The following is a 15070-nucleotide window of genomic DNA, read 5'->3' as shown; positions in this document are numbered from 1 at the left end:
ACCTCTATTAGAAAATTTCCATTAATTTATCCAGCTCATCCAGCGTCAAATCGTCGTCACCAAGATCACTCGGGGTCAGTTCCGTACCGTCTTGAGATAGGCAATGTTCAATGATTCTGAGAAGATGCGCTTTAAAGCTGTCACTGAATGTTTGTACTGTTTTTTCATGAAATTCAAGAGAATGATAGGCCAGTGACATCGTCAGTTTTCCGTTTTCGATATATCCGACAACATCCAGCGCATTCGGTTTTTCTGTTTCAGGGCTTAATGACTGTCCTGATGGCAGCTCTGATCTCGTAAACAAACCTGCATCCGACATTTCGTCAAACTGACCTAAATAGTTGAAGCTGACATCCGGCTGAATCGAGAACGCCACATCTTCTTTATGTTCCGGTGCCGTCAGATAGCGCAGAATGCCGTATCCGACTCCCTTATTCGGCACATGTCTGATATCTTCTTTCATTTGCTTCAGCTGGTAGCCCAGATCATCCGCATGCTTCATATCGAGCACCATTGGGTACATACTTGTAAACCAGCCGACTGTGCGAGAAATGGTCAGGTCTTCTATGATTTCTTCACGTCCATGCCCCTCTAAATGAACACTTACTCGATCTTGACCCGTCCACTCCTTCATTGCCAATCCGAATGCCGTCAGCAAAATATCATTCATTTCTGTGTGATATGCCTCATGCACCTTTGTGGTGAGCTGTTCTGTCTCTTCAGCAGTCAGCGAGAATTCAATTGTCTTTGTATGTTTCATTCGCTGATCACCAGATTCGCGGTCTTTCGGAAGCTTTGCCGCAACAGCTTGTTCTTCAAGCTGTCTCCAATACTCTTTTTCTTTCAAAAAGGCTTTGGAGTTCGCGAAGTCTTGCAATCTCTCTGCATACTCTGCAAATGAATGTGTTTTCTGCGGGAGAACCGGTTCATTGCCTTGCTCAAGCTGTGTATATACCGCGGCGAAATCCTCCAGTAAAATCCGCCACGACACGCCGTCAACCACTAAGTGGTGAATGGCAAGAAGCAAGTGGTCTCCGTCTTCCGCTTGGAACAAGCCTGCTTTTAACAAGCCGCCTTCCTGCAAGTCGATGCTGCTTTGCAAACGCTCCGCTTCTCTCTCTATACGGTCTTCGTAATCTGCAGCTTGGCCCTCAATCTGGATGACCTCCAATTGAGCTGAAGCAGCTTCAAGACCTTTGTTGTATTGAATGACGTCTTCCAGTCCCTCACGGTAGACCATACGGAGCGCGTCATGATGCTCGATCAGCGCCTGCAATGTTTTCTCGACCCGTTCAGGGTCAAAGCCCTTCGCGGCGTGAAGCATCACCGATTGGTTCCAGTGGTGCTTGTTCGTGAAGTTCTTTTCAAAGAACCAGCGCTGGATCGGCGTCAGGATGACTTCGCCCTCCACCGGGCCTTGGTCTGCCTGTTTGCCTTCGGCACGCTCTACATATTGGGTAAGCTCCTCGATCGTCGGATGCTGGAAGAGATCTTTCATTTCCAGCTTCCAGCCGTGCTGGTTCAAGCGGCTCGCCATTTGAATTCCTTTGATGGAATCTCCGCCAAGCGAGAAGAAGTTGTCGGTGACACCGACTTCAGACATTCCAAGCACGTCCTGCCAGATGCCGGCAAGCAGCTCTTCCATGTCGGTCGTCGGCGCTTTGTATTCTCCGCTTCCCGCTTCGATGTCCGGCTCAGGCAAGGCTTTGCGGTCGACTTTGCCGTTTGCCGTAACCGGAAGCTCGCTCAGTGTCACCCAGAACGCCGGGATCATGTAATCCGGCAGGGTTTCCCTCAGTGCTGATTTCAGCACTTCTATATCAGCTGTTTCCGGTGTGACATACGCCGCGATTGCTGTATTGCCGCCTTTATCCTTGACAGCTGTCACCGCCGCATCCTGCACCTCAGAAAGCTGGGCGAGCTGGACTTCAATTTCTGAGAGCTCGATCCGGTAGCCGCGGACCTTGACCTGCTGGTCGATCCGGCCGATGTATTCGATGCCGCCGTTCACCCACTTCACCAAGTCGCCGGTGCGGTACATGCGTTCACCCGGCACAAACGGATCAGCGACAAACCGCTTCGCGGTTTCGTCTTCTCGATTCAGATAGCCTCGCGCTAATCCGCGTCCCGCCACACAAAGCTCTCCGGCTACGCCTTCAGGCTGCACCTGATTGCCCTCGCCGAGGATGTATACTCTCGTATTGGCGATCGCCCGTCCGATGGAAAGCGAGCCTTCCTCCGGATGGATTTCTGTACTCGTGGCAACGACCGTGTTTTCTGTCGGCCCGTAGTTGTTGACGAGTGTGTACGGCTTTTTCACTGCGCGCTTCAGCTTGTCTCCTCCGGTCAAGAGGACGCGAAGTGATGTGTTCTCAAGCTCCATGAACTGTTCCGCAAGCTGTGTCGGCAGGAACGTGATCGTTACGCCGTTCGTTTCAAAATAATCGTTCAGGCGGACGATATCGAGGCGGATCGCTTCATCAATGACGTGAAGTTCGGCGCCGATCGTCCAGGTCGGGAACATCTCCCAAATGGAAGCGTCGAATCCAAAGCCCGCGTACTTCGCACTGCGGTCCTCCGCTGTCATGCTGAACGCGTCGTGGTGCCAGAAGCACAGGTTCACAAGCGCATGGTGCTCGACCATGACACCCTTCGGCTGTCCGGTCGTTCCAGACGTGTAAATCATGTACGCCAAGTTCTCCGCGGTTACAGCCGTCTCTGGATTTCCCTCGTCGTTTTCATCAAGCGGCAGGCTTAGAATCGTGCGGCTTCCGTCGAGAAGAATGACATCTCCCGTATAGCTGTCCGGCACTGAAATGCCTTCCTGTTTCAAGAGGAGCTTCGCGCCGCTGTCCTGTAAAATATACTCAATCCGCTGATCCGGGTAGTCAGGATCAATCGGCACAAACGCCGCTCCGGCTTTCAAGACGCCGAGCACCGCGGCGGACATTTCAAGCGACGGCTTCGTGAGAACGCCGACGCGGTCATCCGGGCTGATGCCGCAGTCCATCAAAATCCGTGCAAGACGGTTTGCCTTCGCATTCAGCTCGCCGTACGTCCAAGACTGGCCGTTGTATGTGACAGCCGGGCGGTCTTTGTGGCGCTGGACAGTCTCTTCGAATAGCTGATGAACCGTTTTGTCTGTCGGCACAGGCAGCGCTTTACCCTTCCATGCCTCAAGAAGCGCTTGCTTTTCTGTCTCGGTGACCAGTGACAGGCTGGAAAGCGGCTGGTTCGGGTTCCCAGTAACTGCATCTAAAAGCTCCATCCAATATTGCTTCCATCGTTCAATCGTTTCCTGCTTAAACAGAGCTGTATTGTATTCGAGTACGAATGTAAGCCCTCCGTCGGTTTCGTCAGCCGTCAGCGTGAGGTCAAACTTGGCTGTTTTCCGTTCAAACGGATGCGGCTCAAGCTGAATCCCTTTCATTGTTAAATCCTTTATATTCGCATTTTGCATTGAAAAAACTGCATCGAATAACGGGTTTCTGCTTGTGTCACGCTGAACTTGAACATTTCCGATCAAATCCTCAAGCGGGTAATCCTGCGCATCAAAAGCGCTGAGTGCCGTTTCTTTCACTTCGTTAAGATAGTCAGCAAACGTCTTTTCACCCTTCGGATACGTGCGAAGCGCCAATGTATTGACGAACATTCCGATGACGCGGCTGACGTCCGCTTGAGATCGTCCGGCCACAGGTGAACCGACGATGATATCGTCTTGCCCGCTAAGTTTTGATAAAAGTGCACTGTATGAAGCCAGAAGCACCATGTAAAGCGTGGAATCCGTTTCTTTTGCAAGCCTGCGCAGAGCATCAGCTTTGCCTGCTTCTAATGAAAATGCAATGCGGTCTCCCTCAAATGTTTGAACGGCAGGCCGACTGTAATCAGTCGGAAGCGTCAGCACCGGCAGCTCTCCGTCCAGCTCCTTCAGCCAATGCTCTTCTTGCTTCTTGTAAAGCTCAGACTGAATGAACTGCTGCTGCCACACGGCATAATCCTTATATTGAATACGGAGCGGCTCAAGGGTTTCTCCGTCGTACAGCTTTGAAAGCTCCTCAATCAGCACACCGACAGATGCACCATCAGAAATAATATGATGCATATCGAACAGCAGCACATGCTCAGTGTCTGAATGCTTGATAAGCCCCATTCTGAACAGTGGAAGTTGGTCGATTTTGAAAGGCTTAATAAACTCAGAAACGATCCGCTCTGTCTCTTCTTCCGGGGCTTCGAAATAGGCTATCTCGCACTCAGCCTCTTCCCAGATCCGCTGCACCGTTTCTCCATCTTTTATTTCAAACGTGGTTCTCAAGGCTTCATGACGCTGCATTAACTGCTGCATGACGCTGTTAAGCCTTTCAACATCAAGCTCACCTGTCAGGCGCAGAACCGCCGGCATGTTATAGCTCGTTTGCGCATCCTCAAGCTGCTGAAGCACGTACATCCGTTTTTGCGGTGAAGAAACAGGATACGTATCTTGTTTCTCTGCCGGGCTGATACTTGCGGCTGTCCCTTTTTCAGCAGAGGCAATCACCTGTGCCAAGCCCTCAACCGTCGGTGATTGGAAGAGATCCTTGAGTGACAGCTCAACGCCCAGTTCCTGATGAACCAAGGCAAGCATCTTCATGCCTGCTAATGAATGTCCGCCAATGTCAAAGAAGTGGTCATAAACGCCGACTTGTTCTGCCTGAAGTACCTGTGCCCAAATGTCTGCGACTTTTTGTTCCGTTCCATTGCGTGGCGCAACATATGAAACACCTCTTGAAACGTTGGCATTAGGAATCGGCAGCGCTCTCCGGTCAATTTTTCCGTTCCCTGTCAGCGGCAGCTCGTCCATTTGGATAAACACCGCAGGAACCATATATGCCGGCAAGTCCTTCGCAGCATGCTCTCTCATCTCTTGTGATGAGATGTCTCCCTCTCCGACATAGTAAGCACACAACAGTTTATCTCCCGCTCCTTGATCAACGGCAAGCACAACACTTTCCTGAACACGATCATGGGTTTGCAGCTGATGTTCGATTTCTCCAAGCTCGATGCGCTGTCCGCGAATCTTCACCTGATGGTCGATTCGCCCGATAAATTCGATGTCGCCATTCGGCAGCCATCTCGCAAGGTCTCCCGTTTTATACATGCGTTCGCCGGATGTAAACGGATGGGGAACAAATTTCTCCTCAGTCAGTTCTGGACGGTTGTAATAGCCTTTCACGAGTCCTTCGCCGCTGACGCAAAGCTCTCCGGCAATCCCGGCAGGCTGCACGTGTCCCGTACGGTCAAGAATGTATACTTCCGTATTGCTGACCGATTTTCCAATCGGAACAGACAGCGTGTGCTCCTCCAATTCATCAACCGGATGATACGTCGCGAAAACCGTGCTTTCAGACGGTCCATACATGTGAAGGAGCTTGCCCTTTCCAACCGTTTGCAAAGCTTTTCTGACATGCTCAACCGAAGCCCGTTCCCCGCCAAACATAATCTTGCGAAGCGTTGACAAGCATGCCGGATTCAAGTCCACAAGCAAGTGGAACAAAGCGGTTGTAATCATGAGAATGCTGATGTTCTCCCGTTCAATGACGCGGGACAGGCGAGCCATGTCCAAAACGGTTTCCTTCGGTATCAGCACCAGCTTGGCTCCGTTTAACAAAGAGCCGAACATATCGAACATAAACGCGTCAAACACGTAATTGGAAAGACCGAGAATCGTATCCTGTTCTGTAATGCTGAGATAATTCGTTTCCTTCACCGTGCGGAGAATATTGGCATGTGTCACGATATTCCCCTTAGGTGTTCCAGTCGTTCCGGAAGTATACGTCAGGTTGGCCATTGCTGCAGAATCAAGAGGCAGTGCGAGATTTCGCGCATCGGCATGATAGCTTTCTTCCTCATCGGCTAGCACGATAACGCCCTTAAATTCCGCTTCTTCCGCCAAAGCCTTTAATTTCCTCTGAGTGAGAAGCACCTTTGCTCCGCTGTCACGGAAGAAATGCTGCATCCGCTGAATCGGATGTTCCGGATCGATCGGAACATAAGCCGAACCTGATTTTAATACTGCCAAGATCGACACAATCATATCCATTGACCGCTCGCATAAGACAGCCGCAGTTCTGCCTTCGCCAGCTCCAAGAGAAAGAATGCCGCGGGCTAAACGATTGGCCCGTTCATTCAGCTCACGATAAGTGAGTGATTCGCCTTCATATTGAAGCGCAGTGTGGTCTGGCGTATTCGCCGCTTGCTCCTCGAACAGCTGAACAATTGTTTTATCTTTAGGATAAGGTGTTCTGCCCGGGTTAAACTGCTGAATTTGCGAAGCGGCCTCCTCTTCAGAAAGAAGCTTATACTCAGAAATCGGCTTCTCTGGATCAGCCGCAGCATCTTCAAGCAAACGCGCAAAATGCGTAAGCAGCCTGTTTGCCGTGCTATGTTTAAACAGCTTTGTGCTGTAATCCAAATCAAGCTCAATGCCTTCATCGGTTTCTCTCGCCTGCACGGTCAAATCAAATTTGGCAATCTTGAAATTGGTCTCATGAACAGACAAGGACAGATCGCCGACAGCCGGAATGCCTGCTGTCGCGTTTTGAAGGCTGAACATCGTGTCAAACAGCGGATGCCTGCTAACATCACGCGGGATGTTCAAATCTTCAACAAGCCACTCAAACGGATAGTCCTGATGAGAAAAGGCATCCAGCACCCGTTTGCGGACACGCGAGATCAATTGGGTAAACGTCTCATCCTGCTTCACCTCACTGCGAATCGCAAGCGTATTGACGAACATCCCGATAATGCCCTCTGTATCGGAGTGATTTCTGCCCGCTGACGGTGTCCCGACAATGATGTCATCCTGCCCCGTATACTTTGACAAAAGCGTATAGTAAGCGGACAGCATCACCATATATAAAGTGGCGCCGTTTTGTTCAGCCAAACGATTGAGGCGATCCTTTACCCCCGCATCCAGCTTGATTGACACCCGATCCCCTTCAAAGCTTTGAACAGGCGGTCTTGGGTAATCGGACAGAAGCTGAAGCACCGAGAGCTCGCCTGCAAAGACTTCCTTCCAATAAGCCTGGTCCTTCTTGTACCCTTCAGCAGCCTGTCTGCTTTGCCATACAGCGTAGTCCTTATACTGGAGACGAAGTTCAGGAAGCTGTTCGCCTTTATAAAAGCGTGCTAACTCCTCCAGCATAATGCCAATCGATACACCGTCAGAAATCAAGTGGTGCATGTCAAACAGCAGCATATGACGGTTCTCTTCAAGCCCCAGCAAACCGATTCTGAACAGCGGAGCTTTCGCCAAATCAAATGTCCGAACGAATGAAGTCATAATTGCCTCATCTGAGCGGCCGCCTCTTTCAATCATTTCGATGTTGAAATCAACGCTATCGTGAATGTTCTGTCTCGGCGTGCTGTTTTCAAGAACAAATGACGTTCTCAAAGACTCGTGGCGTCGGATTAACCCCTGAAATGCGCGCTCCAGCTTTTGAATATCTAAAGGCCCTTCCAGAATTGCTGCCGCAGGCATGTTGTAGCCGACTCCTGCATCCTCGAATTGGCTGACGATATATGTTCGCTGCTGTGCCAATGAAAGCGGGTAATGCTCCTGTTTTTCAGCAGGTTCAATCACCGAAAATGCCCGGCTTTCTCTGTGATCAGCTTCCTCTGCAAGAGCTGCAATCGTCGGATGCTCAAACAAAAATTGAAGCGGAATCTCGATGCCTGTTTCCTTATGAATCTTTGTTAAAAGGGTCATGGCCTTCAATGAATGCCCGCCCGTTTCAAAGAAATTGTCAAAAATCCCCGCCTTCTCAACGTTCAGCACGTCCTGCCAAATGGCTGCGATTGCTTTTTCAGTCTCATTTCGCGGCGCTGTATAGGCAGTGCCGCTGACAGCCTTCACCTCTAGTGCAAACAGCTTGCGGCGGTCGACTTTGCCGCTTGGCGTAAGCGGAATTTCTGTCACTTCTGTAAAGTAAGCCGGCACCATATAGTCAGGAAGCTGTCTGGCCGCATGCTCCCTCAAGCCGGCTGGCGCAAATTCGCTTCCAGGCTTCTGCACAATATATGCGCAAACCTCAAGATTTCCCTGTTCGTCAGGGCGTGCCAAAACAACGGCTTTTGCAACGTCTGGCGCCTGCTGAATCACGGCTTCAATTTCCCCAAGCTCAATCCGGTATCCGCGGACTTTGACCTGGTCATCCTCTCTGCCTAAATATTCGATTGTTCCATCTGGAAGCCAGCGCACCACGTCTCCGGTCCGGTACATGCGATCGCCCAGCACGAATGGATCTTGTAAAAACTTCTCTTCCGTTAATTCAGGCAAATGCAAATAGCCTCGGCCCACACCGTCTCCCGCGATATAAAGCTCGCCAGCCACACCTTCAGGCTGCAGCCGGCCTTTTTGATCCAAAATATATAAGCGGTTATTCCCCAGCGCTTTCCCGATCGGCACATACGCTGATTGAACTGCACTCTCCGGGATAACCGGATGAACAGACGCGTCAACGCACGTTTCCGTCGGCCCGTACACATTGGTCAAACGCGGCGCTGTGCCGGCTTCTTTAAACAGCTTCAGCAACTTGTCCGCAACAACAGATGACAGGCCTTCTCCTCCGATCAGCAGATGTTTCAGTTTTAGGCCTTCAAAATCGCCTGCTGCTGCCAGCATTTGCAAATGAGCCGGTGTTCCGTCCGTCACCTCAATGCTGTTCTTCCGATAATATGCAGCAAGGGCGGCCCCGTTCGTCACTGTTTTCTTCGGTACGATATAAAGGGTTTGTCCCAAAAGAAGCGACGCGAAGATCTGCTTCACTGACGCATCAAAGTGGAACGGCGCAAGCAATGCCATCCGCAGGGTTTGGCTGCCGCTTTGATAAATCGTCTGCTGCAGAGATTCAACCAAATGATGAACCTGGCGATGCTCGATCATAACGCCTTTCGGGCGTCCGGTTGTTCCCGATGTGTAAATAATGTAGGCAAGGTTCCGTGCGTTCACATCTGCATTCAGGCTTTCTTCTGCACCTTCCGCAATCGCCTGATCTAAGTCAACCAGCTCAGCATCGGCTTCAGGCGCCGCAACCTTCGATTCAGTCAGGATGAAGTCCGCCCCGCAGTCCTCCAAAATATATTGAATGCGCTCAGCAGGAAAACCCGGATCAATCGGTACATAGGCTCCGCCGGCTTTTAAAATCCCCATGATAGCTGTAATCATCCGTTCAGAGCGTTCAATCAAAACCGCGACAGGACTGTCCGGGCCAACCCCTTTCTGTTTCAGCACATTGGCGATGCGTGCCGATTGTTCATGTAACGTTCGATAGGACAATGTACGATCTTCAAATACAACCGCTGGATGATCTGAAAGCTGCTCAGCCTTTTCTTGGAACAGTTCCGGGATCGTCATGTCCTTACGGTAGCTCACAGATTTACCGCCGGCCCTCGCAAGCAGCTTCTCTTTCTCCGCATCAGAAATCATCGTTAATTCATCAATTGTATGTTCTGGATGCGTTAACGCGTTCTCCAGCATTGTAATCATGCGCTCACAAATCATGTTGATTTCTTCACGTGAAAATAAATCAGTGCGGTAATCAAAATCTATGGTGAGTTTCCCAGTATCCCATCGATCCTTCACATGGATCGAGACATCATTTAATCCGCTGCCGCTGAAAATCGGCTCAGTCAAAAAGGCAAGGTCCTCTTCTTTTTGCCACTGCATCACCTGATATTCAAGAGAAACAGTAAACAGCTTGGTCAGAGAGCTCTTTGTTTCACGCAAATCGTTGATCAGGAGATTATACGGGTACTTTTGGTGGCGGAGTGTCTTCATGAGATCCTTCATCCGGTCTTTGACAAATTCTAAAAACGCCTGCCCGCCGTCAATGTTTGTCCGAAGCGGAACCGTAGAAACAAACATGCCAAGCATCTGCTTCTCTTTCGCATTTGTCCGGTTGCCCATAAAGGTTCCCGTCACAACATCATTCTGGCCGCTGACCCTGTACAAATAGGCGGCGAGCAACGATTGAAATACCGAAAGAACACTGACTTTATTCGCCTCACAAAATGACAGAATCTGCTGATGAAGCGCTTCAGGCACATCTTTAGAGAACCTCTCAGCATCTAAACTTCCTCCTGCGGAAGCATTCCGTTTCAAGGAAACAAGTTCAGGCACCGATTCAAATTGTTTGTTCCAAAACGTCTTGTCCTTTTCAAACCGCTTCGATTGAGCATAGTCCTGTTCAGATAAAACATGATCGATAAATGAATGCGAGATTCCTTCTTTTGTCTCTGAGCCGCTGGCTAATTCTAAATAAATGTGCATGATCGCATTCCCGAGAATATTCATGGAGATACCATCAGAAATCACGTGATGAACATTTGCGTAAAACCACACTTCATTTTCCTTTATGGTGAACAAGGAAAAACGGAACAAATCACAATCGTACAGCGGCAACGGTTTCTTCGTTTCCTCCCGGCTCCATTGTGAAATAAACTCTATCGCATTCGGATCTTCAGTAGTGTCAGTATGTTTTATATCAACAGGCCGATACTCGCTAATATATTGAACAGGCTCCCCGTTTTCATCTAGCCGCAACCGAAGGCGCATGGCTTCATTTCTGCGAATAAACTCTTGAATCGCCTGCTCAACAAGCACATAATCAATCGCATCAGCTGAAACCAGCTTACCAATCCCCGCAAGATTTGAAATGCTCGTGTGAGGATAAAATTTTTCTGTGTACCAAATTCGTTTTTGTGCATCCGTTAAAGGGTAAAAAGTTATTTCCATATTGTCATACCTCCCCTAATCTTTATAAGCAGTGAACATGTGCAACGCATTTTCTCTTTCTTATCCATATCAGCTTTTAATTCTTATGAACTAACAGCCGAAATAGCCCAAAGTACTACACTTAAAAAGCAGAGCTTCCAAACAAAAAACAGATTGCCGCTATAAAAACGGGCAGCCGTCAGTCAGCATTGCGGCGTTTAACATAAGCGGATAAAGACCGCAAGATCCCCTATCCTAATAGGAAACAATTTTGGCTATTTATTCATTGTTTTCAATATTTTTTATCTTACTACCGTTCACTTTAAATGAAAAAAATGTTTTTATCACCGAAAAATGGGTGAAAAGTTTCATGCGGGATGCCGAAAGATTCCAGTTTATTTACAGGGATATTTTTGCGGGATGCCGCAATCATTTCCACTAAACATTATTTACAGAAAAATAAAAATTTTTAAACCGAACTGCTGCGTTCAATCTTTTTTTATTGCTGACTGCAATTTACAATCTTTACATGACTATGTGTACCGCGCAAAAACCGAAAAAAGGCAAAAAAAAGACACCCTTGCGAAGAGCGTCTTACAACGATTCTTTCATGACATTTTTGTCGATATCAATCAATTCCATATAGCCTTTACCCCACTCATACATGGCTTCAAGAATAGGCATGAGGCTTTCTCCGTGCGGGGTCAGAGAATATTCAACCTTCGGCGGGACAACCGGATACACTTCCCTGTGAACAATCATATCCTGCTCAAGCTCTCTCAGCTGATTCACGAGGATCTTCTGCGTAATATCAGGAATCAATGTTTTTAATTCATTGAACCGTTTTGTTCCTTCTTTTCCTAAATGCCACAAAATGAGCATTTTCCATTTACCGCCAATCACTGCAAGCGTTAATTCCTTCTCACAATTAAACCTTTTGTCGTCCATCCGGCTCAATAGAATCCCCCCTTAGTAACCTTTTTGTATGTTAGATACGTATCATCACTTACTTACTTTTTTGCAGACTCTTTTTTCATTATACTCACTCATAAAATCAAGCGAAAGAAATCTGATTGCCTCTCCTCACAGTATCCTCCAAGTAACTTGTTGACTTCAAAGTGCCTACTTCTCAACAAAAGAGGGAACCTATAGAATGAACAATAATTCGAAAAAGGGAGTGGATCAACAATGGAATTACAGCTTGCATTAGACCTCGTCAACATTCCAGAAGCCATTGAGCTTGTCAAAGAGGTAGAACAATACATCGACGTAGTTGAAATCGGGACACCGGTCGTCATTAATGAAGGCCTAAGAGCCGTTAAAGAAATAAAAGAAGCATTTCCTCAATTGAAGGTTCTTGCAGACCTGAAAATCATGGATGCCGGAGGCTACGAAATTATGAAAGCGTCGGAAGCAGGCGCTGACATCATCACCGTTTTAGGGGCTACAGACGATGCAACGATTAAAGGCGCAGTAGAAGAAGCCAAAAAACAAAAGAAGAAAATCTTAGTGGACATGATTAACGTGAAAGATATCGAGTCCCGTGCGCAAGAAATTGACGCACTAGGTGTTGACTACATCTGCGTCCACACTGGCTATGATCTTCAAGCAGAGGGCAAGAACTCTTTCGAAGAATTAACGACAATCAAAAACACCGTAAAAAACGCAAAAACCGCAATCGCGGGCGGCATCAAACTTGATACACTGCCAGAAGTGATCCAGCAAAAGCCTGACCTTGTCATTGTCGGGGGCGGAATTACAAGCGCAGCTGATAAGGCGGAAACAGCTTCAAAAATGAAGCAGCTGATTGCCCAAGGATAACTCCGATGAAAACGACTGAATACGTAGCGGAAATTCTCAATGAGTTACACCGTTCAGCAGCTTATATTTCTAATGAAGAGGCTGACCAGCTTGCCGATCACATTCTTTCATCCCACCAAATTTTCACTGCGGGTGCGGGGCGGTCTGGCCTGATGGCAAAATCCTTCGCGATGAGATTGATGCACATGGGCTTCAACGCCCATATAGTAGGTGAGATTCTCACTCCGCCGCTCGCCGAAGGAGATCTTGTTATTATCGGCTCAGGATCAGGCGAGACAAAAAGCTTGATTCATACCGCAGCAAAAGCAAAAAGCTTACACGGAATTGTTGCCGCTTTAACCATCAATCCGGAATCAAGCATCGGAAAACAAGCTGACCTCATCATCAGAATGCCTGGTTCTCCTAAAGACCAGTCAAACGGAAGCTATAAAACCATTCAGCCAATGGGATCATTATTTGAACAAACTTTGCTGCTCTTCTATGATGCAGTGATTTTAAAACTCATGGAGAAAAAAGCACTCGATTCTGAAACTATGTTCACTCACCACGCAAACCTTGAATAGCATCACACAACCGGCCTGAAAATCAGGCCGGTTTTATTTTTTTAAAAATAAAACTTTAAACCCAAAAACCCGATAAGTAATATGACCTATAAATCATAAAAGGAGGAATTATGTTGATAAAACGATTTAAGATGAAGCTAGGAACTAAAATTCTTTGCCTCGTTTTCGTGGTGATTCTTTTGTTTTCGGCATCAGTTGGCACTGTGATGCTTAAAGAAATTACAGAAAGCATGAAACAAATGGCAACTGAAAAAGCGAAAGGTGATCTCGCTTTAAGCAGCACTTATATTGATGATGTCATGTCAGGCGACTGGCAGGTGAAAAACAATAAGCTCTATAAAGGGCAAACACAAATCAATGGAAATGAAGATATTGTTGATCTGCTTGGTGAAAAAACAGGTGATACCATTACCATTTTCCAAGGCGATACTCGTGTTGCAACCAATGTCATGAAGAATGGCGAAAGAGCTGTCGGCACCCAGGCTTCTTCTGAAGTTATTGCCGCTGTTTTAAAGAAAGGAAAGCGTTTTTACGGACAAGCAGATGTAGCAGGTTCTTCTTATCAGACTGCATACATGCCGTTAAAAGATCAAAATGGGAACATCATCGGCATGCTGTATACCGGAGCTAATCAAAGTATTTTAGCATCACTTACACAATCACTTTTCACTCAATTCGCTATCGTTCTTGTTATCGTCATTATAGTATCAGTCATCCTTGTTTTGGTTTTCACCAGAAAAATCAACAAGCGGCTGAACGCTTTAAAAAGCGCCTTTGAAAGTGCCGGAAACGGAGATATGACAATAGAGGTGTCAGACAAAACCGGTGACGAGCTTTCAGAACTAAGCGTCTATTATAATAAGATGAGAATGAAGCTGAACGATACCATACAAACCGTACAACAATCAGCCCTTCAGCTTGCGTCAGCCTCTCAGCAGCTCTCAGCCGGAGCAGAGGAAACAAATCAAGCTTCAGAAAAAATCACAGAAGCTGTACAGCAGATTGCAAATGGAGCCCAAGATCAGATCACCCGAATTGAAAACAGTGAAAGCTCATTAAAACAAGCTTCAGCAGACATCCGGGATATTTCTGCAAATACTGCCGCTATCGCTGACAAAGGGCAGCTCGCGCAATCAAAAGCAGACATTGGACAAAAGGAAATTGCAAATGTACAGGCGCAAATGGATGCGATTCACCAGTCAATTCAGAAAAGCGGAGAAATCATACACCAGTTAGACGGCCGCTCTAAACAAATTGAGCAAATTTTATCGGTCATCACCCAAATTGCCGATCAGACAAACCTGCTTGCGCTGAATGCAGCGATTGAAGCTGCCAGAGCCGGTGAACAAGGAAAAGGCTTTGCTGTTGTTGCTGATGAAGTACGGAAATTAGCAGAAGAGTCTCAACAATCTGCAGGGCAGATTTCAAAACTGATCATAGAAATACAAAAGGATATGAACCGGTCTGCAAGATCTGTTGAGCATGTGAAAACAGAAGCTGCAGAAGGAGTCACCATGATCCAGCGCACCAGAGATGCATTTAAGGAAATTGCAGCTGCAACAGGTGAAATCAGCGCCGAGATTAGTGATTTATCAGCATCTGTAACAAACATTTCAGCCAGTGCACATCATATAAATGATTCCTTTGCAGCCAATACGGCCGACATTAAAGTATCTACTAAAAATACCCGGCAAGCGGCTGCATTAACAGAGGAGCAATTTGCTGCAATGGAGGAGATTACCGCAGCTTCTGAAACACTTTCTCAATTAGCTGAGGAGCTTACCGGTATCATAAGCCAATTTAAAATGATTAATCAAGCCGAAAACGGCTGATGACTTACTATCATTATTGTAAATTGGCAATCGTATTTTGCTGAAAACAAATATTTCGATCTGCTAAAATTACGATTTCTGCAATAAACTGAGCGTAAAACATA

At 47.4% G+C, this 15070-nt stretch carries 5 protein-coding genes; 3 read left to right on the top strand and 2 right to left on the bottom strand.

Annotated elements, in window-relative coordinates:
* Window positions 1–7 precede the first annotated feature (7 nt).
* Window positions 8–10771, bottom strand: a complete 10764-nt coding sequence (gene srfAA / locus ACFVP7_RS02060) for a surfactin non-ribosomal peptide synthetase SrfAA (protein WP_396582942.1) — start codon at window positions 10769–10771, stop codon at window positions 8–10.
* A gap of 573 nt (window positions 10772–11344) precedes the next feature.
* Window positions 11345–11707 carry a transcriptional activator HxlR gene (gene hxlR / locus ACFVP7_RS02055; protein WP_003246265.1) on the bottom strand — a complete coding sequence of 121 codons (363 nt, stop codon included), beginning with the start codon at window positions 11705–11707 and terminating at the stop codon, window positions 11345–11347.
* Window positions 11708–11938: 231 nt separating this feature from the next.
* On the opposite strand from hxlR, the gene hxlA reads away from it, so the two are divergent.
* The 3 genes from hxlA (at window position 11939) to tlpC (ending at window position 14966) form a co-directional block, all read left to right on the top strand.
* On the top strand, window positions 11939–12571 hold the full coding sequence (gene hxlA / locus ACFVP7_RS02050; RefSeq protein ID WP_021481819.1) for a 3-hexulose-6-phosphate synthase: 633 nt from the start codon (window positions 11939–11941) through the stop codon (window positions 12569–12571).
* A gap of 5 nt (window positions 12572–12576) precedes the next feature.
* Entirely contained in the window at window positions 12577–13134 is a 558-nt protein-coding gene (gene hxlB / locus ACFVP7_RS02045; RefSeq protein ID WP_021481820.1) for a 6-phospho-3-hexuloisomerase, read from the top strand.
* A 110-nt stretch (window positions 13135–13244) separates the two neighbouring features.
* Window positions 13245–14966: a methyl-accepting chemotaxis protein TlpC gene (gene tlpC / locus ACFVP7_RS02040; RefSeq protein ID WP_396582941.1), complete on the top strand. Its 1722-nt coding sequence runs from the start codon at window positions 13245–13247 to the stop codon at window positions 14964–14966.
* Window positions 14967–15070 lie beyond the last annotated feature (104 nt).

Origin of the sequence: Bacillus sp. SG20033, assembly GCF_044570195.1 — a bacterium.
GTDB lineage: Bacteria > Bacillota > Bacilli > Bacillales > Bacillaceae > Bacillus > Bacillus subtilis.
This window is presented reverse-complemented; position numbering and strand designations above follow the sequence as displayed.